This window comes from Acidovorax sp. LjRoot194, assembly GCF_964253015.1.
GTDB lineage: Bacteria > Pseudomonadota > Gammaproteobacteria > Burkholderiales > Burkholderiaceae_C > Acidovorax.
Map to the genome: position 1 here is coordinate 3,032,602 of NZ_CAXUQB020000001.1, position 26,111 is coordinate 3,058,712.

The 26,111-nt window shown below is 59.9% G+C and carries 25 protein-coding genes and 1 pseudogene; 14 read left to right on the forward strand and 12 right to left on the reverse strand.

The window, feature by feature from the left end; all coding sequences use genetic code 11:
• Window positions 1–88: 88 nt before the first annotated feature.
• From czcI to ACSQ3N_RS13690, 3 genes are all read right to left on the reverse strand, one after another.
• On the reverse strand, window positions 89–454 hold the full coding sequence (czcI, locus tag ACSQ3N_RS13680) for a cation efflux protein, CzcI family (RefSeq protein WP_436146568.1): 366 nt from the start codon (window positions 452–454) through the stop codon (window positions 89–91).
• A gap of 68 nt (window positions 455–522) precedes the next feature.
• Window positions 523–1,044: a DUF4148 domain-containing protein gene (locus tag ACSQ3N_RS13685; RefSeq protein ID WP_436146569.1), complete on the reverse strand. Its 522-nt coding sequence runs from the start codon at window positions 1,042–1,044 to the stop codon at window positions 523–525.
• Between the two features lie 38 nt (window positions 1,045–1,082).
• Window positions 1,083–1,454 (reverse strand): hypothetical protein, encoded by a 372-nt coding sequence (locus tag ACSQ3N_RS13690; protein ID WP_087748137.1) that lies wholly within the window; start codon window positions 1,452–1,454, stop codon window positions 1,083–1,085.
• Window positions 1,455–1,637: 183 nt separating this feature from the next.
• Here ACSQ3N_RS13690 and ACSQ3N_RS13695 point away from each other — a divergent pair, with 183 nt between their 5' ends.
• From ACSQ3N_RS13695 to ACSQ3N_RS13710, 4 genes and pseudogenes are all read left to right on the forward strand, one after another.
• On the forward strand, window positions 1,638–1,979 hold the full coding sequence (locus ACSQ3N_RS13695) for a hypothetical protein (RefSeq protein WP_436146570.1): 342 nt from the start codon (window positions 1,638–1,640) through the stop codon (window positions 1,977–1,979).
• Window positions 1,980–2,210: 231 nt separating this feature from the next.
• A complete protein-coding gene (gene fliQ, locus ACSQ3N_RS13700; protein ID WP_436146571.1) occupies window positions 2,211–2,480 on the forward strand; it encodes a flagellar biosynthesis protein FliQ in 270 nt (89 codons plus the stop codon).
• Window positions 2,481–3,457: 977 nt separating this feature from the next.
• Window positions 3,458–4,442: pseudogene (locus ACSQ3N_RS13705) on the forward strand (IS481 family transposase).
• Between the two features lie 430 nt (window positions 4,443–4,872).
• Window positions 4,873–5,043 carry a DNA/RNA non-specific endonuclease gene (locus ACSQ3N_RS13710; RefSeq protein ID WP_436147954.1) on the forward strand — a complete coding sequence of 57 codons (171 nt, stop codon included), beginning with the start codon at window positions 4,873–4,875 and terminating at the stop codon, window positions 5,041–5,043.
• A 781-nt stretch (window positions 5,044–5,824) separates the two neighbouring features.
• On the opposite strand, the gene ACSQ3N_RS13715 is transcribed toward ACSQ3N_RS13710, so the two are convergent.
• The gene (locus ACSQ3N_RS13715; RefSeq protein ID WP_436146572.1) at window positions 5,825–6,316 is read right to left on the reverse strand and encodes a helix-turn-helix domain-containing protein; all 492 of its coding nucleotides are present in this window, start codon (window positions 6,314–6,316) and stop codon (window positions 5,825–5,827) included.
• Window positions 6,317–6,439: 123 nt separating this feature from the next.
• On the opposite strand from ACSQ3N_RS13715, the gene ACSQ3N_RS13720 reads away from it, so the two are divergent.
• Window positions 6,440–6,886, forward strand: coding sequence for a hypothetical protein (locus tag ACSQ3N_RS13720; protein ID WP_436146573.1), 447 nt, complete (start codon window positions 6,440–6,442; stop codon window positions 6,884–6,886).
• Here ACSQ3N_RS13720 and ACSQ3N_RS13725 read toward each other — a convergent pair.
• A complete protein-coding gene (locus ACSQ3N_RS13725; RefSeq protein WP_436146574.1) occupies window positions 6,883–7,185 on the reverse strand; it encodes a helix-turn-helix domain-containing protein in 303 nt (100 codons plus the stop codon). The genes ACSQ3N_RS13720 and ACSQ3N_RS13725 overlap by 4 nt on opposite strands.
• Before the next feature lie 106 nt (window positions 7,186–7,291).
• Between ACSQ3N_RS13725 and ACSQ3N_RS13730 the strand changes: the two genes are divergently transcribed.
• The gene (locus ACSQ3N_RS13730) at window positions 7,292–7,744 is read left to right on the forward strand and encodes an HAD domain-containing protein (RefSeq protein WP_436146575.1); all 453 of its coding nucleotides are present in this window, start codon (window positions 7,292–7,294) and stop codon (window positions 7,742–7,744) included.
• A 205-nt stretch (window positions 7,745–7,949) separates the two neighbouring features.
• Here the strand turns inward: ACSQ3N_RS13730 and ACSQ3N_RS13735 are convergent, their stop codons facing one another.
• Both ACSQ3N_RS13735 and ACSQ3N_RS13740 read right to left on the reverse strand, forming a co-directional pair.
• A complete protein-coding gene (locus tag ACSQ3N_RS13735) occupies window positions 7,950–10,898 on the reverse strand; it encodes a Tn3 family transposase (protein ID WP_436146576.1) in 2,949 nt (982 codons plus the stop codon).
• A gap of 155 nt (window positions 10,899–11,053) precedes the next feature.
• Window positions 11,054–11,956 carry a LysR substrate-binding domain-containing protein gene (locus tag ACSQ3N_RS13740; RefSeq protein ID WP_056166180.1) on the reverse strand — a complete coding sequence of 301 codons (903 nt, stop codon included), beginning with the start codon at window positions 11,954–11,956 and terminating at the stop codon, window positions 11,054–11,056.
• 164 nt (window positions 11,957–12,120) lie between these two features.
• Between ACSQ3N_RS13740 and ACSQ3N_RS13745 the strand changes: the two genes are divergently transcribed.
• From ACSQ3N_RS13745 to ACSQ3N_RS13760, 4 genes are all read left to right on the forward strand, one after another.
• Window positions 12,121–13,104 carry a Bug family tripartite tricarboxylate transporter substrate binding protein gene (locus ACSQ3N_RS13745; protein ID WP_082516843.1) on the forward strand — a complete coding sequence of 328 codons (984 nt, stop codon included), beginning with the start codon at window positions 12,121–12,123 and terminating at the stop codon, window positions 13,102–13,104.
• Window positions 13,105–13,126: 22 nt separating this feature from the next.
• On the forward strand, window positions 13,127–14,287 hold the full coding sequence (locus ACSQ3N_RS13750; RefSeq protein WP_056166174.1) for a trans-sulfuration enzyme family protein: 1,161 nt from the start codon (window positions 13,127–13,129) through the stop codon (window positions 14,285–14,287).
• A gap of 42 nt (window positions 14,288–14,329) precedes the next feature.
• Window positions 14,330–15,643: an aminotransferase class V-fold PLP-dependent enzyme gene (locus ACSQ3N_RS13755; protein WP_436146577.1), complete on the forward strand. Its 1,314-nt coding sequence runs from the start codon at window positions 14,330–14,332 to the stop codon at window positions 15,641–15,643.
• Window positions 15,644–15,753: 110 nt separating this feature from the next.
• Window positions 15,754–16,026 carry a hypothetical protein gene (locus ACSQ3N_RS13760; protein ID WP_436146578.1) on the forward strand — a complete coding sequence of 91 codons (273 nt, stop codon included), beginning with the start codon at window positions 15,754–15,756 and terminating at the stop codon, window positions 16,024–16,026.
• A gap of 137 nt (window positions 16,027–16,163) precedes the next feature.
• Here the strand turns inward: ACSQ3N_RS13760 and ACSQ3N_RS13765 are convergent, their stop codons facing one another.
• Window positions 16,164–16,640, reverse strand: a complete 477-nt coding sequence (locus ACSQ3N_RS13765) for a GNAT family N-acetyltransferase (RefSeq protein WP_235507327.1) — start codon at window positions 16,638–16,640, stop codon at window positions 16,164–16,166.
• Window positions 16,641–17,099: 459 nt separating this feature from the next.
• On the opposite strand from ACSQ3N_RS13765, the gene fusA reads away from it, so the two are divergent.
• The 4 genes from fusA to ACSQ3N_RS13785 all read left to right on the forward strand — a co-directional run bounded on the left by fusA (window position 17,100) and on the right by ACSQ3N_RS13785 (window position 22,620).
• Entirely contained in the window at window positions 17,100–19,145 is a 2,046-nt protein-coding gene (fusA, locus tag ACSQ3N_RS13770; protein ID WP_056166168.1) for an elongation factor G, read from the forward strand.
• A 254-nt stretch (window positions 19,146–19,399) separates the two neighbouring features.
• Window positions 19,400–19,801 (forward strand): DUF2946 family protein, encoded by a 402-nt coding sequence (locus tag ACSQ3N_RS13775; RefSeq protein WP_056166165.1) that lies wholly within the window; start codon window positions 19,400–19,402, stop codon window positions 19,799–19,801.
• A gap of 254 nt (window positions 19,802–20,055) precedes the next feature.
• On the forward strand, window positions 20,056–20,727 hold the full coding sequence (locus tag ACSQ3N_RS13780; protein WP_056166162.1) for a DJ-1/PfpI family protein: 672 nt from the start codon (window positions 20,056–20,058) through the stop codon (window positions 20,725–20,727).
• A 54-nt stretch (window positions 20,728–20,781) separates the two neighbouring features.
• Window positions 20,782–22,620: a putative bifunctional diguanylate cyclase/phosphodiesterase gene (locus tag ACSQ3N_RS13785; RefSeq protein WP_082516841.1), complete on the forward strand. Its 1,839-nt coding sequence runs from the start codon at window positions 20,782–20,784 to the stop codon at window positions 22,618–22,620.
• 134 nt (window positions 22,621–22,754) lie between these two features.
• Here the strand turns inward: ACSQ3N_RS13785 and ACSQ3N_RS13790 are convergent, their stop codons facing one another.
• The 4 genes from ACSQ3N_RS13790 to ACSQ3N_RS13805 all read right to left on the reverse strand — a co-directional run bounded on the left by ACSQ3N_RS13790 (window position 22,755) and on the right by ACSQ3N_RS13805 (window position 26,099).
• The gene (locus tag ACSQ3N_RS13790; RefSeq protein WP_436147955.1) at window positions 22,755–23,174 is read right to left on the reverse strand and encodes a cupin domain-containing protein; all 420 of its coding nucleotides are present in this window, start codon (window positions 23,172–23,174) and stop codon (window positions 22,755–22,757) included.
• A 38-nt stretch (window positions 23,175–23,212) separates the two neighbouring features.
• Window positions 23,213–24,085: an AraC family transcriptional regulator gene (locus tag ACSQ3N_RS13795; RefSeq protein WP_436146579.1), complete on the reverse strand. Its 873-nt coding sequence runs from the start codon at window positions 24,083–24,085 to the stop codon at window positions 23,213–23,215.
• Between the two features lie 235 nt (window positions 24,086–24,320).
• On the reverse strand, window positions 24,321–24,803 hold the full coding sequence (locus ACSQ3N_RS13800) for a GreA/GreB family elongation factor (protein ID WP_436146580.1): 483 nt from the start codon (window positions 24,801–24,803) through the stop codon (window positions 24,321–24,323).
• Between the two features lie 231 nt (window positions 24,804–25,034).
• A complete protein-coding gene (locus ACSQ3N_RS13805; RefSeq protein ID WP_436146581.1) occupies window positions 25,035–26,099 on the reverse strand; it encodes a YihY/virulence factor BrkB family protein in 1,065 nt (354 codons plus the stop codon).
• Window positions 26,100–26,111 lie beyond the last annotated feature (12 nt).

Below are 26,111 nucleotides of genomic sequence, written 5' to 3' on the forward strand. Positions count from 1 at the left end.
GTTCAAGTCCATTTCGGCCACGGCGCGCGCGGCGATACCGCCTTATCGAAGGCGGATGAAAAATGGATCGAGTAAGAAGCCCCGCCGACTAGGCGAGGGAGGGCCACTGAGGGCGATCGGGCGGGATGGGGCTGATGCCAGCTAACGGTGACAAGACCGGAGCATTCATGCCGCTGCCGCGATTGGCAGGCATTTTGGCAACTGGCACGTGGACTGCTCCGAGTCCAAGGCCATGGCATGAGCGGCAATCGGGGTCGAACTTATCGAGGTTCTTTTCGCCTGCCTTGGTTTTGCCGCCAGAGGCACCTGAATCATGCTGGTGTTCGTGGTGACCTACATGCTGCACGGTAGAGGCGGACGTAGATCGCTCATGCTGGCAGTACGTAGCTACCGCTGCCCAGCTGAACTGGAGCGGTAGCAATACGAGCATCAAAGCGACGACCCAGCGACTCATTTTTTTAGTCTAGCATGGCAGCCAGTCTTCTCGACTGCCTGCGTCAAAGAACGGAGCCAGCCAGCGCCTTAAAGACTCTGGGAGTGGCCCGTGAAGCCACGCTCAGTGGCAACGTCAGTGTGGCTACCACGGTAGAGGCCAGGAAATACTTCCTTGACCGAGCGGCTGTCTTCGCCGTTTGCCATCATCTCGCCGTGGAAGATGGCTTCCTCCAGTTCGTGGCGAACCTCGTCTCGCGTCTTGGCCTGTGCGGTCACTGCCTGCGATGGATAGCTGCCGGGTGCAATTTCGTTGAGCTTGGCCCCGGACTCACCGGCGGCCAGTATTTCTCCTGTCCGAATCGCCTGGTTCAGTTCCTGAGCCACTTGCGAGCGTGTCTTTGAGACAGTGGCTGCGGGGGCTGGGTAAGCACGCGGATTGATGTCTCGCAACGTCATGCTTGCCTCGCCGCGGGACAACATCTCGCCGCTACGCATCGCCTGCGAGAGTTCTGCGCGAACCTGTTCACGGGTCAGAGGTGCCGACTGGTCGGCAGCGAATGCGGGTGCGGCGCCCAACGAGAGGATCAGCAGTGCGGTCTTGAAGTTCATGATGGTTCCTTTGAATGAATGAGATTGATTGGATGGTGTTAGGGCAGCTGCCGGGCGTTGACCCATCCAGCTTCGCCGCCCATGTCGCGCATACCGTCAGCGGTAACGGGGTTCTTGCGTGAGTACTCCAGTTCTTGCCTGACCTGCTCGCGGGTCTTGCTCAGGGCAGGAGCCTTCACGAGCGGATAGGTGGCGGGATAGCCACGGCTGATCCATTGGAGCGAGCCGTCTTGCTGCGCTACGAGCACAGCGTTGCGAACTGACTCCCGGCTCACGGTGTTGCCCAGATGGTCGGGAGTAAAAACTGCTCCCTGCTCCTGCACTGGGCTGGCGTGATACGCCGACCCGGCGAACGAAGCGGTAGCGACGGTGGCCAGGCCAACAATGATGAGTGCGTTGCGAACTTTCATGAGGATCTCCTGTTGCACCGGCTGCCTCTTGGCAACCGGGAGATGCTTTTTCTGCACCACGGAGAGAAGTCTAAAAATCGCGCACCATCGAGGCAGTGACTGCAAGATTACGTTTCTGACAGATTTGGAAAGTGCTGCGCACTGTGTGTCGGTTCGCGTGTGGCTGGCCTAGAATCCGGCGTCATGTCCCACCGCGTGCAATCGGCCATGCTCGTGCTTGCCCTTCTCTGGCAGGCAATTAGCATGGTCAATCCTTTTGCAGGAGCACCCCGCGCCGACCAGTTCGAGCACCTGGTAGTTTTCACACACGTGGCGCACCAACCTCATGAAGACAGGTTCAAGCATGAAAACGCATCAGCCTCTCATCTTCATACAGATGAGGGACTGATGCTTGCGGGGCTGATCCTGACGTTGGCGCTCGGAGTTCCGAGCGTGCCTCGGGCGGACCTAATTCCTGAGCAGGCACCACGCTATTCGCCGCCCTCACTGGACGGCCTGCTGCGTCCCCCGATGGCGCTGGCCTGAATACGCGTCCTCGGCGCGCGTCTGCCACCAGTGTGCGGTGGCCCCCAAATATCCCTTTCTGCACGAAGCCTTTGCGAGACTGCCCCTGTGCGCGGCAGTCCGCGCGCAGGCGGTAAACCATCAAACGTCCCGTCGGGACTCGATGCGCAGTGAGGCGCCGGACCGCGCCGCCAGTTCGCAGCGGCACTCGTCCGAACATTTCCCTCTGGCTCCTTCTTTGAGGACCCCCTTATGAGTTCGCAACAAGTCCTGACCATTGCGCAGGCGGCACTGCACATGTTGCTGATGACCGCCGCGCCTATCCTGCTCGTAGTGCTGCTGGTGGGCCTGATCGTTAGCACCTTCCAGGCGGTGACGCAAATCAATGAAAACACGCTGTCGTTCATCCCCAAATTGGTGGCCGCCATCGTTGTGCTGATCTTCATCGGACCATGGCTCATTAGCACCTACGTGGACTACTTGCGAGAGGTGCTGCTCTCAATCCCGGGTCTGGTGGGATGAAAACGCTAACCACCGTGACGATGCAGACCATTCGCACTCGCATTAAGTGATGCCCCTGGTAGCCACAGCCATGTGCACTGCACAAGCCGGTGACACATGCACATCCCCACCCACCGGATGTCCACCATCGGCACAGGCATTGAGCCACCAAATAAATAGTGAATCACCAAGGAACTGTGATGACGAAAAAGGCGATGCTCCCGCTGGCTGCTGCGCTGGCGTGCTTGACGATATCTGGCTGCAGTACTCCTGTCTACGAGGGCCGGTACGCTTGGTCCGAAGGCTGGAGGGTCGGCAGAGTGACCAAACTGGTCCCCGCGGACGAATTCTTTAGGATGAGCGGCACCCGCTGTCGACAAACGGAACTTCGTCCCACCGACCAAGTTGCAGTCATCCGATGGCGGCAAGTCACGAGAGCCCGTGAGCATTTCGCAAAGGTGGATCCGGATTCTGGCACTGCGATAGGTGACGTTGTTTACTTCAACGCACGGGAATGCAGGCTACTGCACAAGGCAATACCAGTACCCGAATTTGAAAAAGGCCAAGAGTCAAATATGCCGTCAAACATACTCAATAAATAGCTTCGCGGTGGATTGCGGGGGCATCACAAAGTCACTGCGCCTTCAACAAGGCAGAGCCGGTATATTTGCCCTCAGCCCACACCAAGCGCGCTACCTCCCACCGTTCGGTGGCCCTCTAACAGGCTTGTTTGGCAATCAAGGCTCAAGCGGGCGTGTGCCCAGATTCCGCCAACAAAACGTGTTCCCCCGGGGGCATGCGCAGATGTCATACCGGGACTTGTTTTCGTCGGATGACAGCAGTTAATAGCTTCAGCTTATTAGGCTGCCCACATAGTCTTTGCTTACGTGTCGCATCCCGGATGATTGCATAGACTCTAAACGCTATCCGCTCTTCATGGCCCGAGCTGTTTTGAAGGAGTTAATAGAGTCCTTGCAATCTATCCAGGGGGTGAAGCCATGTTGATAGCCCTGCACAAGAACGCCCGCATCACTCCCGCAGTGCGCGCCGAGATCGCAGCCAGCAATGAACCAGCCAGCGTCCTGGCCCAGCGCTTTGAGATCACTGAGCAGACGACTACAAGTGGAAGAAGCGCGATGTCTTTGCAGATCGCTCGCACACGGCCCATCGCCTGCAGACGGTGCTCACGCCTGCGCAAGAGACCGTGGTGGTTCACTTGCGACGTACTCTGCTATTGCCCCTGGATGACCTGTTGGCGGTCACGCGGGAGTTCATTTGCGCCCATGTCTCACGCTCAGGCCTGGACCGGTGTCTGCGCCGCCATGGAGCAGGCAACCTCAATGCCCTCAAGCCCCAGGAGCCTGTGGTGATCTACAAGGCCTACGAGAGCTACGAGCCAGGTATGTGCACATGGATGTGAAGTACTCACCCCAGATGCAGGACGAGAGCAGCCGGCGCTATCTGTTCGTGGCCATCGACAGGGCCACGCGATGGGTGTTCGTGCAACTCATGGCCAACAAGACAGCGGCGAGTGCACAGGCCTTCCTCAAGGCATTGCACAAGGCCTGCCCGATCAGGATCAACAAGCTGCTGACCGACAACGGCAACGAGTTGAGGGACCGTCTGTTTGCCAGCAAAGAACGCGAGCCAAGTGGCAACCATGAGTTCGACCAACTGTGCCGGGAGTTGGGCATAGAGCATCGGCTGACCAAGCCCAGGATCCCTAGAAAAAACGGCATGGTGGAGCGGTTCAATGGCCGCATAGCGGGCGGCCTGAAGACCCACCGATTCAACAGCCGTGAAGATATGGAGCAGACCTTGAAGCGCTATGTGGCCTTGTACAACCACCAGTTGCCGCAGTCAGCGCTCAAGAGCAGTACGCCAATGCAGGCCATGCAAGAGTGGTACCAAGAGCATCCGGATCTGTTTCACAAGCGGCCATATGATCGTCCGCGATGTGACACTTACGCACGGCCACGATGACGGCCCGGATTCAAACAACGCTTCGATCGCCCTCCATTGTTGCTTCCTCAGCTGTGATTCGATTATCTTTTGGACGCTTCCTACCCGTCGGGCCACTGCCGCGCTCCTACTGCCGCTCGCCAGCATCGCACCACCACACGTGGCGTAGGGACGTTCTCCACAATCTGACAGCAGGCTTTTCTCACTCCTGAGCCAACATCCTTCACTCAGTGTCAACAATTTTTTGCTCGCGGCTAACCCCCGACGGTGAGCCCCGACTCTAAATGCGCGAGCTTTCCTACGAGGCCTTTGCGGTACTGCACAGCGATCCGACCAAGACACCTGTGTATGTGGCCAGAAGCCTAAACCGCCGAAGCGTCGAAGACGCGGATGAAAATGGGGCAAAAAAACCCTCGCCGACGCACGGCTTCCAAGCTCAGAGCCGGCCGAGCTGGACGAATACAAACGCTCCGGGTTCAGCCGAGGACACATGGCACCTGCAGGTGACATGCCCGCTCAAACTGCGATGGCCCAAAGCTTTAGCCTGGCAACAGGCCTCAGAACGCGCAGCACTGCGGCGGCGCCTGGAACAAGATCGAACAGGACACCCGACAATATGTGAAGCGTGGCAAGGTGGACGTCACCGGACCCGTGTTCACAGACAGCGGTCCACCAATGCCGCTCAGCGCGATATGAATGGCAGGTTGACCTCCGCTTGTGCGCAAACTCGCAAATCGCGTGCTCTGAAGCAAACCCTGGTCGAATGGCCAGCTTGGCAACCATTCCATATGGACCCCTTCATCAATGACCGGCCGGCCGCTGACGTGTTATCGGAGCCAAAAACCGAGTTGCACCACTGGCGCATACTGAAGCGCAGCAACTGCGCGCTGCATATCACTGCACAGCTCCCTTCAGGATCGCTCCGAGTCACCTCGGCCCTAATTGCAATAGATGTCGAGCAAGGCACTATCAGAACTGAATCGGGCCGGAGATATCAGCTGTCCGCCCCACCAGAAGAGAGCCGAGGTCTGCGAGTACTCATGACCGCCAATGCCTCGCGCATGCTCGGTGTTATCGCAGATGACATAAGTGACTCGATCTGGGATGCAGTGTGTGCTGGCGCGTGGCCAAGAGGGATGAAAAGTCTGTTGCCGCCCTCTCAATGAGCTGCATAGGCCTTCTACATGGAGGCAGATCTCGGGCAGCAATTCCTGGGTCAGCTATCGGGAGAAGACCGTCGCCGCCGGGGCGCATGCTTTTGCAGGAGTTACACCGCAAGCCTGCTTTGCTCAGATCGCATCAGCGAGCGCCTGCAGATTGCCAAGCGCTCTTACGGCCATGGCTCAATCACGGCTATGGTACCAATCATGGCCATGAAGGCGTCGGCAGATGCCGAACCTGACCTACCAAAGCCCTCTCTTGTTCACTTGGGCGAGAACCGTGGACAACGCAGCGAGAGATTGCGGCTCGGTCAGCACTTCGCTGAGCTTGAATGAATGTGGCAACGCAATCCCGGCGGCTTCGTGCGTACGCCTGAGCACTTGTTCCAGCAAGCTGGTCCGAGGGACGAACGTGTAATAAACATCGCAGTCGAGGCCCTGGGCCAAGCGCTCAAGGGTATTGAGCGTAATCGTTCCGTTTTCTTCGGCTTGCTCCAGCTTGCGAGCGCCCTGAGCGGTCACGCCCATGCGCTCCCCCAACGCTTTAGAGCTCATCCCCAGAGCCAGGCGCACCGTCTTGGCCCATCCGCATCTGGGCGTGGTGGGGCGCTGCAGTTTCGCGAAGTCGCAAAACTGCCTGTCGAGTTCGGCCAGGCGGGTGAGATCTAGGCGATTCTTCAAAGGGGTTAAATAGTAGAGACAACAGACCGGTTGCCGGTAAAGACGGTTGGGCAACCCCTAGCTTTCCATTGAGTGCCAGGCAAGCTTTGACGCTTCGGACCGCACTCCTGTTCCGGTATCTTCGCACGCCACGGTCCCGAATGGGACCAATTGGTCTCATATTAACTTGAATGGCGAATGATGCTGCGTTTGGAAAAATCGACTCTCGGAAACTTTGGAGCCCACGACATGATGGACTTGGTCAGGTCGCGTGGGTGGGAAGCCGTCTTGCCGGACGCGCTTGACGATAAGCAGTTGTTGCTGGTGTCAGACCAGTTTAGAGACCTCCTATCCGGAGTTGCCTGGAGCGGAGACCAAGATCCAGCCCGAGCAGCTTTGCCGCTGACACTGCTACTTCTCGCAAAGGCGGGTGGGAAAGGATCAGACGACAGCTTCGAGGTCGGAATGGATACCCTGCAGGCTGCACTGTGTCTGCTTAACACTGCCGTCGATCGCGAGATCGTCAATCGGATGCTGCACCGCAGTGATCCCCTGCCCCTGCCGTTGGGTAAAGACCTGTTGCAGACTCTGGTTCTCCTCGTGCGGGATGCAAAGGAGAACGCGGAATCTGCATGCAGTACCTAGTTGGGCACGATGCTCTTGAAATCTGTTTTGACGGTGTTGAGGAGTTCGGTGACCGACGCCTCATCCAGGTCCGGGCAGTACGCTGCAACCACCAGCGTCAATGGATGGATCTGCATGTGCTGGGCTAACACTTCGACAGTGCGTAGGCTCGGCACTTGATGACCTTGCTCAATGCGGCTGATGTGCCGGCGGCTCGTTGCGAGCAACATGTCTTCCTGAACGAGGCCACGTGCCGCGCGCAATTGCTGCAGCGCCCGACCAAAGTCGGCTTGGGGACGGACGCGCTTTCGGGAAGACATTCCCTCGATTTCCGCCCAGCGGGACCAAAAAGACCACGACCAACTAGTCTCATTAAACCCTTAGTTGAGTTAATTTCTGTTGGAAGTTTGCTTCTGAGCTAGCGCTATGCCCATACTCTTTCTGGACTTCGACGGTGTCCTGCATCCAGAGCATTGCCATGAGTCCAGGCACTTCTGCTGCCTGCCCCTCCTGGAAGGCGTGCTGCGCGCGGTGCCGAACTACGAGCTCGTGATCACAAGCACCTGGAGGTTGCAAAAGTCACTGGATGATCTGCGCAGCTATTTCGCGAGCGATGTGGCGAATCGGATTGCAGGGGTGACTCCGCTATTGAGCGAGGTGCTAGATGTGCCAGACACCCTGCTCTCATACCAACGACAGGCAGAGTGCAATGCTTGGCTATCCGACCACGGGATGAGCCACAGCTCGTGGCTTGCAATTGACGATCGATCATGGCTGTATCGACCGTTTGCGACATCGCTGTTTCTGGTGGATGGACGAACTGGACTCACTGAGCACCAAGCCGTCCAGCTTGCTCTGCGCCTGCGACAACTTGCGTAGTGGGCATCCAATGAAGGGCCAGACGCCGAGCAACGATCACTTGGGCGTACTGCACGGGGAATCACCAAATAGGCAACTTTCCGAATTTGAAATGAAAAAAATGAAATGAGCTTTCGACCAAAACGCTAAGTCGTTGATTCATATAGAGCAACTTTCCGATTTGGAAAGTAAAAAAAATGGAAAGGCAGAAATCGACGTTTTGGACCTAACCTGCGCGGACGCCCTTTTTTGGGGAGTCGGACCGCAAAAGCACACCTGCATATCGGTCCACACTGAAGCGCATGACCCCCCGAAAGTTGATGTGTCCGAAGTGCACAGGGCCGATGCGACGCAGCAGGTTGTCTTCAACGCGCTGACCGCCTGACTTCAGCCGTTCCACGGTCTCTTGCAGCTTCATGGTGTTCCAGGCAATCACCATGTTCGTCAAAAGTGCGTGTGCGCCAGAAATCGACTTGAGTTCATCGCGTCGCCGGCCGCGCTCCGCCGTGACGCGCCCATAGTAGATGGCGCGCTGCAGCTGATGAACGGATTCGCCTCGGTTGAGAAGGGTGTGTATTTCTCGCCTGAAAGCGTCATTGGTGAAGTAGTCACACAGGAAAACGGAACGTAGAAGACGACCGTACTGGTCCAGGCACCGGCGAACGTCGTCTCCAGCAGCGGCACTGCCGTGCCTAGCCAAGGCCCAGGCCACACTGACCCTTCCCGATTTGATGGAGGCGATCAGGCGCATGGTTTGATCCCAGCCTTCTCGGATGGCTTTTTCGGTGATCGCGGGAACCACCACTTTCTCCAGAGCCTCGGGAATCTTGATGGTGCGGGGCACCCAGATCTTGCAGTCAGGCAAGCCCGCTAGCTGCGGGCACAGATCGAATTTCAGGAGCTTGGCCACGCTCATGCCGGAGTAGGTGTAGCCGTGCGTATCGACCGCCAACAGGTCGACCTTGATGCGATCTTCACTGGTGGAGTTATAAGCGTTTATCCCATGAACGGCTGGTGCATCCTGGCGCGTGAGCAGCACAATGGGCTGATCAAAGATCACGGGATAGCTGCCCAGAATGTGGGTGTAGATGCCGGCCGCAGCAGTCTTTCGGCGAGGATCGGTTCGCGCAATGGACAGGTGACGCGTTGCCTCCAGCGCCATCATGTCCGATGAGGCTTTGGTGCCATCGCTCCAGAGCTTGACAATGGGAAAGCGCTGCTGAAACTCGACCACGCTGTCGTTGGCCGACCGCAGGCGACCAGGCGCTTCCAGCGTGCGCATTGCTGCAGAGACGTGGCTCACCGGAACACCGGGAATCATCGATGCAGCCGCCTTGGCGTCGATCTCGGTGCCATGGGCAAGCAAACCAGCGTACAAGGCAATGAGCTCCTCGGACGTCTCTGGCTGGCGACCCAGCAATGATGTGCTGATCTGGGTGCGGCTGTCGATTTCCAGGATGATGTCTGGCAACTGTGTCGTACCGATGGTTTCGCTCAAGAACCTGTTGGTACGCTGCAGCTCCGGCTCTTCCTCCAGAGCCCTGATCGCCGGAATGCGCACCGAACCACCTTCATCGATCTCAAGCAGGCCTTTTTCCAGACCAATTTCGAGTTCGGCCAAGCCAGCTCGCAACAATTCATATTGAAGGTCCAGCGCTCGTCGTGGATCCAGCTCCAAGCCATAGGCTTCGCACAGGGCGTGTTTGTGCCGCTCCCATTCCTCCTGGGGGATCAGCAGGCTCTCCTTGCTTTTGTAAGTCGCGCTGTGGTTCACGTAAAGACTTCCACCAATCAGGCCTTTGCGGATTCGCCACAAGGCACATCCTTCAAACGCACGCAGAGCTGCTACGCGGTCAGGAACCTCCAGCAAAGGGCGCCACTTCGGTTCCACCAGCGAAGTATCAAAATCCGCTGGAAGCTCTTTGGCACCGGCTGTCTGCAGTGCTTGGAGGGCATTGAGCAGTTTGCCGTCCTCGTGCGCTGGGTCACCCCGCAAGTCCAGACTGTTCATTCCATGAAGGATGGTTCGAACCCGTGTCGTCTGCTCAGCCAGTGTCTCCCTTACAACCTCGGCGCGGCTAACTGGAGGGAGGCTTAGAACGTCTTCTGCGACAACAAGGATCGCCTCCAAGCGCTCCTGGGCGTCCATATCTGTGTTTTGCGCGAGGGCCCTCATCGACTCTATGGAGTTGCGATAGTGGCTCGCACGCTGTGCCTGTTTGGCTTGAACGCGTCTCGTCCCGGAGCCAATGATGTCGCTGGTATGCCGGTTGTTGCGGAAGATCGCCTCATCGCTGAGTTCGCCCAAGAGGTGTTTCAGGAAGCAGACAATCTCCACAGCGCGGGTATCTTCGACTCGGCGAGCTGTTTCGGACGGCGGGCGATTCACCACGGCTTGAGCAAAAGCGTGAATACGCCCGATGGAGAGTCCTTGGAGATCCCACAGATGGACACCGAGTGCTTTCAAGGCATCAATTCGGGAGTTGACCTCCTTTAAAGCTTTCAAGCTGTGTTTTCCGGCCGACTGCTTCAGCCATTCAAGGACTGAAACACCGGGCGTCAGGCTCTCCTCATGCATGACTTTAAGCACGGCACGCAACCGAACCGGGGTCACTGCAGCGCGAATGGTCGCGAGGGCCAATTCCTCGATAGCCTTGAACGCGGACCGAGCGAAATCCTGAATGACCCGCTTGCTAGGCAAGACGATCTTGTTGTCGAAAAGCCATTCTTCGGCGGAGAAGCTGAGCTCATCCGCCGAGGCTGCTTCAAGGGCTTGCTGGGAAAGCGCCGCCTGCAGACGAGCTTGCGCGCTGGTGTCGAAATCTGAAAGCTCCAGGGTCTCCTGAACCCAGGAGCGATGGTTGACCAGCGTGCGATCCGCGTTCTGGTACAGCGCCTTCAGAGACGCGATGGCCGTGGTGCTGATGTTGAGCTGTTCACACAACATTCGCAGCATTTCCGGAGGCATTCTGAGCTTGCCGTCGGGGTTCCTGCCCGTGAGCGCAACGAAGGACAGTTGGACAGCCAGCCCCAGGTAGTAGCGTCTGGCGAAGTTGCTGCTTTGGATTGCGCTGATCAAACGTGGCTGAAGGCGGCAATGCAACTGAATATCATCAGCATTGAGCCCCAAGGGGAGCTTCTCGTAACCAACAAACCTGTATCGGTAGCTCGACATCCGCGTCCTCCTGGTCGGTAAGACACTATAAATCGCGCTAAGTGGTTGTCGCTAGAGGGTTTTTTGCTTCAGAGTTCCGTTTTTGCACCGAAACCGAGATCACCCCTTCTAGGAAGTAGGCACCAGCCCAGAAGCAGGCCCTTCTTCTAAGTGGTTTATCCCCCTGCCCTATCTGCCCGCTCATTGCGCGCACTCAGCAGATAAGCCGTAAAGTCACGCACGATGCGAGACTTCGGAAGATCCGGTCGGAATATCAGCAATGTCCGAAAGTGCACAGCGGCAGAGAAGGGCCGGAACACCACACCCCGCTGTGCATAACCGTCCGTGGCATAGGGATTGACCAGCCCCAGGCCCAGTCCCTCCATGGCGAGCGCGCACACGGTGGATGAGTTGGGTGTCTCTGCTACCACCTTCGGCCTGACGTTGCTTCCCTCCAGAATTTGCGTCAGCTTTCTGCGCGCCGTGTCCTCCGGCGAGAGCGCTATGAAGGCCTCGTCGTGAAGGTCTTCGGGCTTGACCACCTTGCGTGCGCACAGCCTGTGCCCTGCGGGCATGGCGCAGACTGCTTTGGGCGTGGCAAACAGCTGATGCTCCAGCCCCGCTACATCGATCTCGTCTGCTGCCAGACCCACATCGAAACGGCTGCTCACCACGAGCTCGCGCACGGTGGCTGAGCTGGCCACCTGCAGAGTGACCGCGATCGAAGGGTACTGTTCCCGGAACAAGCGAAGCGCATGGGGTACCAGCGTCGATCCCATAGCCGCCAGGCTCGCAATCCGAATGTCTCCCGTACCAAAGTCGCGAATGCGCGCTGCGCTGATGCGCAGCCTGTCCAGGCCCTGGAAGGTGGTCTCCACATCCCGAAAGAAGAGATGGCCTTCTGCGGTGGGCACCAGTCGCCCACGCACCCGATCAAACAGTGCAAACCCTGTGATCTTCTCCAACTCCAGGATGCTGCGGCTGATGGCCGGTTGGCTGATCTGCAGCAGGTCCGCCGCGCGGGACGCAGAGCCCGTCACCATCACCGCGCGAAACGCTTCAACTTGACGAAAGTTCATTCAGCACCTATCAGCTTTTGACATAGATCATGTCAATCAGATCATTGATTGATATCGACTTGGATTCTAAAGTCCTCTCCTCTCCTCTACCGACCCACGGGCCCTGGCGCACTGATCCATGGTGATGGCGGGACGGCCCCACAGCCCTTGAAAGGACCAGAGCCATGAATCGTCGATCGTTACTACAGAAGGCCGGTGCCGCCACCGCAGCGATGTGGCTACCCGGTAGGTCGCTGTGGGCGCAGACGGCATACCCCGACAAACCTATCAAGCTGATTGTTCCGTGGTCTGCGGGAGGTAGCACCGATGTTCTGGCCCGTGCGGTCGGCCAGAACATGGCTGATGGGCTTGGCAAACCTGTGGTGATTGACAACCGCCCCGGCGCTGCAGGGCGCCTGGGTGTGGACGCGATGGTGAAGTCGGCAGCGGACGGATACACGGTCGCCATCATCGAGTTGGCGCACGCGATTGCACCGTCGATCTATCAAAAGATGCCCTACGACATCATGAACGAAGCGGCGGCAATCTCCACCCTCGGTGTGTCTCCCCTGGTTCTCTTCGTGAATGCGCAGAAGTACCAGGCGGGACAGCACCAGAAGTTTGTGGCAGATGCGAAAAAGGCGACCGAGCCTCTGAGCATTGCCACCAGCGGTACGGGCAGCATCAGTCACCTGGCGGCGGGCCTGTATGCAAAAGAGGCCAAGCTGGAATTGCAGATGGTTCCGTACAAAGGCTCTGCGCCCGCATTGACCGATGTGGCGGCAGGCGTTCTGAGCGGTCACTTCTGCACTTTGGCAAGCGCCAGCAGCCTGTTCAGCGCCGGAAAGATCGTGCCCCTGGTGGTGACGGGCAGCCGGCGCGTGCCACAGCTTGCGAATGTGCCGTGCGCCAGCGAACTGGGGCTGAACACCATGGACTTTGGACAGTGGTGGGCGTTGATGGCGCCGGCCAAAGTGCCCAAGCCCATCATCACCACACTGCACAAAGCGACGGCCACTGCATTGGCGGACAAGCAGGTGCAGTCCCGCATTTCCAGTCTCGCCATCCTGCTGGGTAGTCGCTCGCCCGACGAAACCCAGGCATTCATTCGCGCCGAGGCCATCAAATGGGCCAAGGTAGTCAACAGCCTGGGCATCAAGCCCGAATGAGCAGCACAGCAAGAGCCTCCGTATGACGCCACAAGCCAACGTTTCTCCCGAAGCGCCCAGCGATCAGTTTCGCAGCCTGTCACCCGCCGTGTGGCGGGCTTCCACCGTGCTGTTCGACACCGTTGCAGACTTCACGTCCCGAAAAGACCGTCTGTTTGACGGCTACACCTACGGCGTTACTGGTACACCCACCACGCGCGCTTTGGAAGAACGAGTGGCGGCGCTGGAAGGAGCCCACCATTGCGTCGCCATGCCTTCCGGGCAGGCGGCGCTGTGTTTGATCGCCCTGTCTCTGCTCAAGGCGGGGGACCATGTGCTCATCGCAGACTCCGCCTATGGGCCGCTGCGCACCTTCGCCCGCGACTACCTGCAGCGCTTTGGCATTGAGCACGAAACCTTTGATCCATCAGCCGGTGCAGACCTTGCGGCCTTGCTGCGCCCCCAGACCCAGCTGGTGTTTCTCGAATCCCCCGGCTCCGTCACGATGGAGATGCAGGACATTCCGGCCATCGTGAAAGTGGCCCAGGCTGCGGGTGTGCGCACGGTGCTCGACAACAGCTGGGCCTCGCCCCTGGGGTTTCGCGGAATTCCAGCGGGGGTGGACATAGTTGTGGAAGCGGCATCGAAACTTCTGAGCGGCCACTCCGATCTGCTGTTGGGCACCATCGCAACGGACAACCGATCGCTGTACGAGGCGTTCAGGACGACGCAGAGCGTCTTGGGACAGGCCGTAAGTGCCGAAGACTGCTTCCTCGCCTTGCGGGGCATGGACACACTGGAGGTGCGCTACACCCGCCAGTGCGCCAGTGCGCTGGCTGTCGCATCAACACTCGACAGCCATGACGCGGTGGCGGAAGTCCTCTTTCCTCCGCGGCCCGGGGACCGCAGCCACGCACGCTGGGCAGCATCGTTCGCCGGTGGTGGGTGCGTGCTTTCTTTGGTACCTCGCTTCCATAGTGATACAGCGGTTCACCAGTTCTTCTCGGCCCTGCGCGTGTTCCAGATCGGGGCCAGCTGGGGCGGGGTTCACAGCCTGGCAGCCTTCTACCCCGTAGCAGAGCAACGCAAGCGCAAGCACTGCGCATTCAGTGCGGGCATCGTCCGCCTGTCCATCGGTGTCGAGTCCCCTGACAAGCTCATCGCAGATCTTGAGCAAGCCCTGCAAGCCGCTTCAGCGCAATGACGTCCTGACCCGTTACCCCCAGAAAGAGAGAGAGAGCCATCTATGACCGAACGACGCGAATTTTTCCGCTACGCCTCTGCCAGCTCACTGGCGATGGCCATGGGCACTGCATCAGCAACCACTTCTGTCACAGCAATAACTGGCGAAACCTCGATGTCTGCAGCTGCCGGTTCCAGCACACTGCAAACGGAACTTTCCGGACTCTACGACGTGGACCGCACGGTGATCAATCTGGACGCGGCGTACTACGGCGCGATGACCCGCGAAGTCCAAACGCACTACTTAGAGCGACTGATGTGGGTCAACCGGTACAACTCCACGTTCTTGCGCAGCGCCGTGCAAGGCATTCCGAGGGATCCTGAACTCAACAAGTCCCGTGCAGCAGTGGCGCACCTCATCGGTGCGACACCCGACGAGGTCACGCTGTGCGGCGGGGGAACGGAAGCACTGTATTCACTCATCGTCAACTACCGGCCACTCAAGGCGGGCGATGCGGTGATCTACGCCGACACCGACTACGACGAAATGCAGTACGCCATGGACTACCTGGAGCAAAGCCGGGGTGCCAAAGCCGTGCGCTTTGATCTGCCTGAGCCTCATACGCGCGCCAATGTGCTGGAAGCGTATGACCGCGTCTTGCGCAAAACACCGCGCGCCAAGTTGCTGCTGCTGACACATGTCTCCAACCGCAATGGCCTTGTGCCACCGGTCGCGGAGATTGTGGCCATGGCCAAAGCGCGGGGCGTGGATGTGATTCTGGACAGCGCCCAGGCTGTAGGCCACATGCCTTTCGATGTCAAAACCTATGGCGCGGACTTCGTAGGTTTCTCACTGCACAAGTGGGTGGCTGCGCCGCTGGGCACCGGCGCCATTTACATCAAGAAGGAAAGGCAGGCAGACATTCAGCAGTGGCTGGGCAACAAGCTCTACAAAGCAGAGGACCTCCGCTCGCGCATTCCAACCGGTACCGTGGACGTGGCCGCCCGACTCACCATTCCCAAAGCCTTGGCCGTGCAAGAGCGCATTGGTCTGGAGCGTAAGTTTGCGCATCTACGCGCCCTTCGTGACTATTGGGTCAACAGGGTTCGGGACGTGCCAGGTGTCGAACTCATGCTGCCGCAGGAGCGCGACAACTATGGCGCGATCAGCGCATTTCGCTTGGCGGGCCTGCGGACCATGGAGCAGGCGCGCCAAGTGCAAGCGCGCTTTATTTCAAAGCACGGCGTTTTGGTCGTAGCTAAGTCAGGGTTAGCTTCCGGACCTGTCATGCGAGTCACCCCCTCGCTGTTTAACACCACCGACGAGCTGGACCGCTTGGTAGCCGCCATTCAAGCAGAGCGAAATCTGTTCACCTGAGCCGTGGCCTGCTTATTTTTGACCTCCGCCGACTAGCCACATTCTCCTCGCGTCAGCATTGGTCTGGTGTACCTCATGCTGCCGTTTCTTGTAGCCCACCTTGCCCCGCCGTGTACGCCGCGGCCGCTGCGCTGCTGTGGCTGGGCGCGATGAGCCAGGTTCTGGCGGCAACGCAAAACATTTTCATCGGCTTGCTGCGCGGCCTGGGCAACACCGCATCAGGTCTGACTCGCACCGCCGCAGGCTATGGCGCGATCGGCTTCCGGCCATCTTCGTTGGCAGCGAAGGGTTGGGCCGGGGTGCAGAGGGAGCGTGGCTGGGGATGTGCATCGCTTTTGGCGCGACGAGCCTGCTGCTTGGGCAACGCTTTGCTGCAGACCTGAAGCGTCTGACGAAGGCTCCGTGAACGCCACCTCGCAGTCAATCCCCATGTCGGAATCACGGCGGCCATGTGTAGGGTTAGCGACGGCACCAGGCCGGGAAATGCATTACATGGGAGTGCTTTGCTAACCCAAGGCCATCATGCTCGCTGCTTTTCCAGTCGGATGTCTCCGCCACCAATCTCGCTCTCGTTACCCCATCCCAGATGCCGATAGAGCTGCGCGGCGCGGCTACCATTCGCAGTCTCAAGCCACGCGGTGGAGTGTTGTTCAAACAGGGCAAGTTCACAGGTCTTGGTCAGGCTCGTGCCAATCCCGCGACCCTCATATTCGGGGAGCACAAACAAGGCAAAGAGGCACGCACTATCCAAGTCGACCATTGCGAAACCAACGACTTCCTCATCAACAGTCGCTACCCACGCACACTGTGCGCTTTCCACTGCGAACGCGATGGCTTCCGGAGTGATACCTATTGCTGACAGCTCGGCAGGAGTCATGGTGTTTTCACCAACCGACGCTCTGACCTTGAACATTGCGCTCACATCCGTGACGGCTGCAGGTCGAATTTGTGGCAAAGATATCTTCATGGCGGAATAGTCGCACCGAATGGCAATCATGGCCGTTAGTACTCGTTTGTTTGCGGTCAGCGCATGACTGCAACCCGTCTGAAGGCGACAACTCCCGACGGGTCGCTTGCAAGCTTTCTGCTCGAGGAGGATAATTCGCACTTATGAAAATTCTCACCAACGTGATCAAGGCATCGTTCGCCAGCTAGTTGCGCCCCTCGATCGCGTGTCGGAGGGCTTTGCGCCTTCCGGTCCAGGAAACCCCGGCAGGCTCCCCCTCCGGGGTTTTTTGTTTTCTGACTTCTCATCACCAACCTATGCGTACCTACGACAAGTTGATCGCCACGATTCCCGACCGCCGGAGCTTGAGTTCCGTGCGCCCGGGCTCCGGCGACAGCACAACTTCCCATCGACGCTAGCCATCAGGCGAATCCATCGCCTGGGCTGGCGTAATGCCAACCAGGCGGCAGCTGCTCGCAGAGACGAGTGCAGCCGCAAGAAAGATTCGCCATGAGAAATTCACGCAACACCAGCAACGCCCATCTGCGCAACCTCGGTGTCATTGCCCATGTAGACGCGGGCAAGACCACGACCACCGAACGCATCCTTTTTTATACAGGCGAAAGCCATCGCATCGGCGAAGTGCACGACGGCACGGCGCACATGGACTTCGACCCGCAAGAGCAAAAGCGCGGCATCACCATCAACAGCGCTGCCGTCACCGTGCACTGGAAGGGCACGCAGCTGAACCTGATCGACACGCCCGGCCACATCGACTTCAACATCGAGGTGAACCGCTCGCTGCGCGTGCTCGATGGCGCGGTCGTCGTGTTCGACGGCGTGGCCGGCGTGGAGCCGCAGACCGAGACCAACTGGCGCCTGGCCGACAAGTACCGCGTGCCGCGCATCGCCTTCATCAACAAGCTCGACCGCGTGGGTGCCGACTTCCACCGCGTGGTGGCCATGATGGAAGACCGCCTGGGCGTGCGTGTGGTACCGCTACAGATCCCCATCGGCGTGGAAGGCGACTTCCGCGGCGTTGTGGACTTATTAAGCCTGCGCGCCCGCATCTGGGACAAGGACGACGCGAGTGCCCCCTACCGCGAAGTCGATGTGCCCGCCGACCTGCTTGAGCAGGCAGTGCTTGCCCGCGCGCGCTTGGTAGAGGCTGCTGCGGAGCAAGATGAAGCGGCCCTGCAAGCCTACGTAAACGGCGAAGAGATTGCTGTGGACGTGCTGCGCGCCAACCTGCGCCGTGGTGTGCTGGCCGGCGCCTTCGTGCCCGCGCTGGCCGGCTCGGCCTTCAAGAACCGCGGTGTGGAGCCCTTGCTGGACGCTGTGGTGGACTATCTGCCGTCGCCCGACGACATCGTGCGTGAAGGTGGTGCCAAGGCGGCAACCGCTGCCGACCCGTTCGCGGCGCTGGCGTTCAAGGTCGTCACCGACGACCATGGCGCCAAGGTGTTCGTGCGGGTGTACAGCGGCCGGCTGGGCCGGGGCGATGTGGTGCTCAACACCAGCACGGGCAAGACCGAGCGGGTGTCGCGCCTGTACGAAGTGCATGCCGACCAGCATATCGAGCGCGACGAGCTGGTGGCGGGTGACATCGCCGCCGTCGTGGGCCTGAAGGACACGCTGACGGGGCACACCCTGAGCGACCCCGCACACCCCGTGGTGCTGGAGCAGATCAGCGTGCCCGAGCCGGTGATTCACGTGGCCATCGAGCCCAAGGCGAGCGCGGACCAGCAAGGCCTGTCCAAGGCCCTGCAGTCCTTGCTGCGCGAAGACCCGAGCCTCAGGCTGCAGCATGACGCCGAATCCGGCCAGACGATTCTGTCCGGCATGGGCGAGCTGCAGCTCGAAGTCTCGATCGAGAAGCTGCGCGCACGCCACGGCGTCAACGTGTCGGTGGGCCGCCCCCAGGTGGCCTACCGCGAAACCATTTCAAAGAGTGTGGAGGTGAGTCATGTGCACAAGAAGCAATCGGGCGGCCCCGGCCAGTTCGCCGAGGTGAGGCTGCAGCTAGCGCCGTTGCCGCGCGGCGAAGGTATCCAGTTCGAGAACCGCATCGTCGGCGGCGCCGTGCCGCGCGAGTTCATTCCCGCGGTGGAGGCCGGCATCCGCCGCGCCGCCTTGGCAGGCGTGGTGGCCGGCTTCCCCGCCGTGGACTTTGTCGCCACGCTGGTGGATGGCAGCTTCCATGAGCGCGACTCGTCCACGCTGGCCTTCGAGCTGGCAGCCATGGCTGCCTTCCGCGAGGCATTCGCCAAGGCCGGGCCGCAGGTACTGGAGCCCGTGATGGCTGTGGAAGTCATCACGCCGGCTGAGTACCTGGGCGACAGCATCGGCGACCTGAACCGACGCCGAGGCATCGTGCGCGGCCAGGGCCAGCGCGGCAACGCGGCTACGGTCGAGGCCCAGGTGCCTCTGAAGGAGATGTTCGGCTACATCGGCAGCCTGCGCGCACTGTCCTCAGGGCGTGCGCAGTACTCGATGCAGCTGGACCACTACGAGGTGGTGCCTGCGGCGGAGATGGCTGCCTTGGCGCAGCAGTGAGCTGACCCACGCCGGGCCGGGCGGGATGGCCTGGGCGTGCCAGCGACAAGAAGAATGGGGCGCAGACGCATGTCTGCGCCCTTTTTTCTCTCTGCGATGGAAGCGGACCCGATGCCTGCCTCCTGGCGCTCAATCACACCCCGCAGCGCTTGTTCCCTCGTCTGGCCATGCAGTACTGCCCGCCCCTCAGCCCTGCGCATACCTGGTCTCCGGCTATCGCCACGCCGAAACGCGCTGGCCGATAATCCGCGCTCATGAGCACACACGCCGCGATCCACACGCATGCGCCCACCTCGGGGATACGGCGTCCTGCATCCGGCCTGATTCAATGGGTGCTGCTGTGGTTCGCACTGTCGCTCGGCTCGGCCATTGCATCTCCGATGGTCCATCCGCAGACCCTGGAGCTGGTCTGCTCGGCGGCTGGCTTGGTCAAGGTCATCGTGCACACTGATGACGGCGTGCAAGAACTCGGGGCTAGCCACATGGACTGCCCACTGTGTGTGCAGGTGGGCACCCCACCCTCGACAGCAGCCTTTGAACTGCCGACGCTTATGCCGGTCGCTGATGGGGTGCGGACGATCGCAGCCACCCACATCGCAGCGGCTGCCGCGGCTCCCATGCCAGCGCGCGGGCCCCCTCCCCCTTCGCTCTTCTGACGCTTCTTCTTCAGTTCGTACGCGCGTGATGCCGCCTTCAGGCGCGCTTTGCGTTGCGCGTTTCGCATCAAGTCGGCGCCCGCCGTTGGGCGCCAGAGAGTCTTTCATTCATGAATCCCCATCGACGCCACGCCTTGTCTGCGCTCAGTGCACTTTCCGCACTGGCGTCCCTCCACGCTACAGCGGCGACCGACACCGTCGCGCCAACACCGCCACTTCCCACCGCTACCTCGCGCCCACGGCTGCAGATTGTGATGATCGTGCACCCCGACATGACCGCCCTGGATCTGGTCGCACCCCAGCTTGTCTTCGCAACCATGGGCGATGCAGACACACACCTGGTCTGGAAAGACCTATCCCCAGTCACCACCGACAGTGGCTTGAAAATCTTGCCGAGCACGACCTTCGCAGACGCGCCCGCTGCGCCGGACATCCTCTTCGTGCCCGGCGGGCTCAAGGGCACGACTGCGCTGCTGCGGGACGAAGACACGTTGCGCTTCCTGCGCGAGCGTGGCGAAGTCGCGCGTTGGGTCACCGGCGTGTGCACCGGGGTCCTGCTGCTCGGCGCGGCCGGCCTGCTGCGAGGGCACCGCGCCACGGCGCATTGGTATGTGCGGGACCTTTTGCCCATCTTTGACGCGACTCCGGTGGCGCAGCGCGTCGTGGTCGACCGCAACCGTGTGACCGGCGGCGGCGTGACTGCGGGCATGGACATGGCACTAACTCTTTCCGCGCTGCTGCGCGGCGAGGCACGTGCGCGTCTCCAGACGCTGCTCTTTGAGTACGACCCTCAGCCGCCCTTTCCATCAGGTACGCCCGAGCTGGCCGGTAAGGTGCTGACGGCCACGGTCCGCGAGCGACGGGGCATCGCCATCGAGACGGCCCGCCAGGCGGCGCAGAAAGCTCGTGACCGCTGGCCCAATTGAACGGGTGAACACCACATGTGAGATAAAGTAACCAGTCGACCTTCCGGACACGCCATGAGACAAACACCCCTCAATCCCTCTCCCCCGCGGGATGGTGAGCATGAGCAGGAGCGGATTTACGTACTTGAGTGCACCCAGCTTCTGGATACTGAAGACAGCGAGGCGTTCGACCGCATCACCAGGCTTGCAACGCACGTGTTCAACGCGCCCATCGCTCTGGTCTCCCTGGTTCATCAAGACCGTCAGTGGTTCAAATCCCGTTGCGGTTTTGATTTGAAAGAGACTGATCGAGACACCGCTTTCTGCGACCGCACCATCGAACTGGGCGATGTGCTGGTGGTGGAAGACACGACCCAGGACGAACGGTTTCATGACAACCCTTTGGTCGTCGGTTACCACGCCATTCGCTTTTATGCAGGGGCGCCGCTCGTATTGACCTCTGGCCACGCACTGGGCAGCCTGTGCATTCTTGACCGGCGACCCAGGACGTTTGACAGCGCGCAGCGCCAGCGGTTGGCGGAACTGGCCGCGATGGTGGTAACGCAGATCGAACTTCACCAGCGCGCGGGTCGCGTCAATGAGGTGACGCGTCTGCCGAACCGTGCACAGTTGGTCGACGATCTTGAGAGGCTGTGCCAAGACTTCGCAGGACAAAGGCGGGTACTCGTGCTCCTGGATGTCATCGGGCAAGCGACCCTTCAGGCGGCGGTCCGGGCCATGGGCATCGAGCCGCTGGAGCATGCCCTGCGCAACATCGCTGCGCGCCTGGCTGCTGCATTGCCGCCAGGCGCAATGCTTCACCACGTCAGCGAAACCCGATTTTCGATCCTGCTCGGAGCTGGGTCGCGGGAGTGCAGCGAGCACGCCGCCATCGAACTACTCACCCATATGAGGGAGCGGTTTGACAGCGGTGGTGTGTCCATTGAACTGCGGATTCAGGCCGGCTTGGTAGATTTTGAACTCGACGCTGTTAGCGCTGCCGATGCGCTGCGCAAAGCCAGCTCGGCGATGCACGAGGCCGCCTCCAGCGAGCAAAGCCACATGTGGCACGACCCTTGTTTCGATACGGCGCACCGGCGTGCGTTCAACCTCGCCCGGGGCGTCTCGATCGGGTTGGTGCGTGGTGAATTCCGACTGGTGTACCAGCCCAAGCTCAACCTTTCCATGGGAGCTTTCTCTGGCGTGGAAGCGTTGATACGCTGGACCCACCCTCGATATGGTGTCGTACCCCCGGGCGACTTCGTACCGCTGGTGGAGGAAACAGCCCTGATCCACGAGTTCACTGAGTGGGTGTTGAACTCTGCGCTGGCGCAACTGGCCCAGTGGGAGGCCAAAGGCATTTCGCTGACGATGGCAGTGAACGTCTCGTCAAGGAACCTGGAGCGGCCCGGGTTCGTGGACTTCGTCAGTGAGGCTTGCGCACGCCATGGCGTATCGCCCGTGCATCTGCACATCGAGTGCACCGAGAACGCCATCATGACCAGCCAGGCGACGTTGGATGCCCTGGGACGCCTGAAGGCGCTGGGAATCCAGATTTCGCTGGATGACTTCGGCACCGGCTACTCGAATCTGGCCTGCCTATTCGACTTGCCGGTAGGAATGTTGAAACTGGACCAGTCGCTGGTCATGCCGATTGAAAGCAGCCCGAGGGCGCTGAAACTGGTCCGGTCGCTCATCGACCTGGGCCACTCGATGGGCTACCGGATGTTGGCCGAGGGCGTCGAAACGCAAGGCGTGCTCGACCTGCTGATAGCGGCTGGATGCGACGCCATCCAGGGGTACTTCCTGTCCAAGCCATTGGAGGCCGACAACATTCCAACGTTTCTCGGTACGAATCGTGTGGGAGACCTGCTCACATCCTCAGGCAGCTCTGTCGATTCACGGGGCTCATAAACATGATCGCGGCTCCCAGTACTGAACCCTGGGGAGCCTACCCAGCGCCTTGCTCGGCGCATCGCTCCCCTCCCCCGCTCCGAGCACCCGTTAACCCGATGCATGGCCGCCCGTCATTGCGCGCGGGTCTCGTCTCAGATCCACTGATCATTCTGTACCGTGCGTGGTCCTGACGCACCATCACCTGTATTCACCACACCTCGCGGCTCTATCAGCAGCATTTTCACTTGCGCAACCGCAGACGGCTGGTGCTCGATCCCCTTGGGAACCACCGCCATCTCTCCCGCGCGCAGCACGATGACCCCTTCGCGGCCGGAGTGGCCCCGGTAGCTGATCTTCAGCTCACCCTCCAACACCACGAATGTCTCGTCGGTCTCGGCATGCACGTGCCACGGAAACTCGCCTTGCACCTTCACCACCTTGAATTGGTAGTCGTTCATTTCAGCAACCACGCGCGGCTGCCAATGACCATCGATGCTGTCGATCTTCTGAATCAGGTCTATTGCTTGGCATTGGCCACGCTCGGCACGCGCTGCCGCAGGGTTGTGGGGCATGGACATGGATCGCTCCTTCTATGTGAAAGAAGGCGAATCTATGCAGCGCTTTGACCCGTGTATTGAACGTTTGTGGCCGATGGCTTGGCAGCACGTCCACCGGATGCCATTCGAAGCCACCGTCCAGGCGTCAGTCCGAAGGTCTTGGTGAAGTGGCGGGTCATGTGGCTCTGGTCGGCAAACCCAGCTGTCGCAGCAGCGTCCGCCAGAGACGCACCGCCCATTAACATGCGCCGCACCACGTCAAGCCGCCGCATCGTCTGAAAACGATAAGGGCTCGTGCCGTAGAAAAGGCGAAAGTCATGCGACAGGCTCCACCGGTCGCGCCCGGTCGCTGCCTCGAGCTCGTCCAGCGCGACGACTTGTGCCTGGTTGGCGTGCAGGTAGTCATAAGCACGTTGCGCGGCAAGAAAGTCGCCCTTGGGCCGTGGTGCGGAGTCCCCTGCCCCGGATTCCATGGCCAACGCCAACTCGGCAATGGCATTGCTGTGTTCCAGTGGCTCCGGCAACGTGTCCATGTGCCACAGCAAGTTCTGGGTTGCCATCGCCAAGCGCGGATCCGTGGTCACGCCCCCTTCGATGAAGGGCAATGCACGCCCCCGGAGCACCGCTTGGATGAGGGACGGCTCCACATAAACCATGCGGTATTCGAAACCCTCTTTGGTACCAGCTTGACCGTCGTGCGGTTCATCGGGATGCAGCACCATCGTGTGGCCAGGCAGGCTGTCACGTCGGGTGCGTCGGTAATTGAAGCTTTGGACACCTGCCAGGGTGCTACCGACGGCGTATGTGTCGTGGCGGTGCATGGCGTAGGCCTTGCCATGAAAGCGCGCCTCGATGCGCTTCATGCCGTCAATCGGTTCGGCGTGCCTCACCCAATCAACGGGGGCTGATACTGATGGCCGACTCATGCGGGCATTGTATTCAGTGCATGTTTGCCAGCGAGTTAGGCCGCAAGAACGGATCAAATATCGGAGCGCGCGTGGGTGCCACCCATGCAGACATGCTCTTCGCAATATGGACTGCCGGCGAACTTTTCCTATACGTGCGAAAGAATTATCAGCAACTCCCTTGCAAGCCAAGCCGGTGCGTTGACAACGCCTGAACGTTTGCTGGCGCCGGCCCATCGCGTGATTCGATTGCAGCTTAATGAACCCACAGCACCTCAAACTGCTGTCGGATTGCAGCGACCTGTATCGATACCTCATCACCCTCGCATTTACCCATCATGGCACGGCCCAACGGGGCCTCAGCGCTGATGACTTGAACGGGTTGCGCGCCGCTGAACAACTTCATGCTGCCGCCATCCAGCCCGAGAAAGAACAGGTGCTGCTTGTTGTCAGTATCGATGAGGCAAATCAGGGCGCCCAGCTCTATACCTTTGCTCGCGTCATAGGGGCGCGCGCGGAACTGGCGCCAATGGGCTATTGCTTGACGGATGCCCTCAGCGCGCCGAGCTTGGCCAGTGGCCAGGTACGCGGCTTCCAGTCCCAAGGTGTCGTATTTATTTTCGTCAATGTTTTCTTCGTGAGTGGCCGTCTCATGGGCCGACCGCATCGCCTGTTCGGCCTGCAGAAGGTCTTCAGCGAGCCGTGCCAGAACCTGATGCTGCAGCAAAATTTTATCCATGTGAGAAGTATGCATTTCGTATGCTGGCGGCAGCCACGACGCCGAAGCTGCGACCCGACTTTGCCCTACGACGTCCGATGAATCCCGTAGCAATCCACGATCACTTTGCTGAATGCACATCGCTCGGCGCGCGTGGTCTAGCGCTTTTCCCGCTGGCAGGTTCTGCAATGCAGACTGCAAGCGGGAAGCCTGTATGGTGAATGTAGTGCGATGGACTTGATAGCGCTCATGTCAGTTCGCAGAGCCTGCCCCTGCTTTCTTGTGTCTAACTCGCGCGTCAGCAACCCACAGGCTCACGAGGGTGGCGGCAAGTCCAATACGCACTGCAAGCGGCAAGGGTGCTTCAGTGCCTCGCTCTGCATGCAAAAGACGTTCATCGAGCAACAAGCCGTGGTCGATAGGCGCTGGCTCTACTACCGGGTCGTCGCCGCTGACCTGCCTTGAGACCTGCCTGTGAGAACCACGTTCCCGCGCATATACCTTGGTGAATTCTGCGCCGAGAAGAAAGATCTGCGCTGCGTAGTAGACCCAAACAAGAATGACCGCGATCGATCCTGCGGCCGCGTACGTGGAGCTGACGCCCGCCTTCCCAACATAGAGCGCGATAAGCACCTTGCCAACTTCAAACAGTGCAGCAGTCACCGCAGCGCCAATCCACACATCGCTCCACGCGATCTTGATCGAGGGCATGAGTTTGAAGATCATCGCGAAAATGACGGCTTCCAGGCCGAACGACAGCGCCAGATTCACGCCTTGAAGAACAAACTCCCAACCAGGAAGCAGCGTGGAAAAAAGCTTTCCCGTGGCAGCAACGGCAGCGCTGACAACCAGGGATGCTGTCAGAAGGAATGCCAGACCGAGAATCAGGCCGAACGAGAGAAAACGCGCCCGCAGAAGGCCCCAAAGACCGCTGGGCTTCGCCTTCTCTGGAACGTGCCAGATTCGATCGAGGGCGCTTTGCAGCTCGGCGAACACCGTCGTCGCGCCAACAATCAGCAAAACGATGCTGATACTGCTGGCTACGATGCCTTGCGCAGGCTCTCTTGCGCTGCTGATCAACCCTTGGATGGCAGCCGCGCCGTCCGAACCGACGAGCCCGGAAATCTGGCCATGAAGTGAGCCGCGTACAGCCTCTTCTCCAAACACATAACCTGCCACCGCGATGACGATGATCAGCAATGGCGCAATCGAGAAAGCTGTGTAGTACGAGATGGCAGCTCCCATGCTGGGCGCGTAGTCATCAATCCACTCGCTTACCGATTGTTGAAGGATCTTGAAAATTTGCTGGATTGCCATGGTTGTGATGAC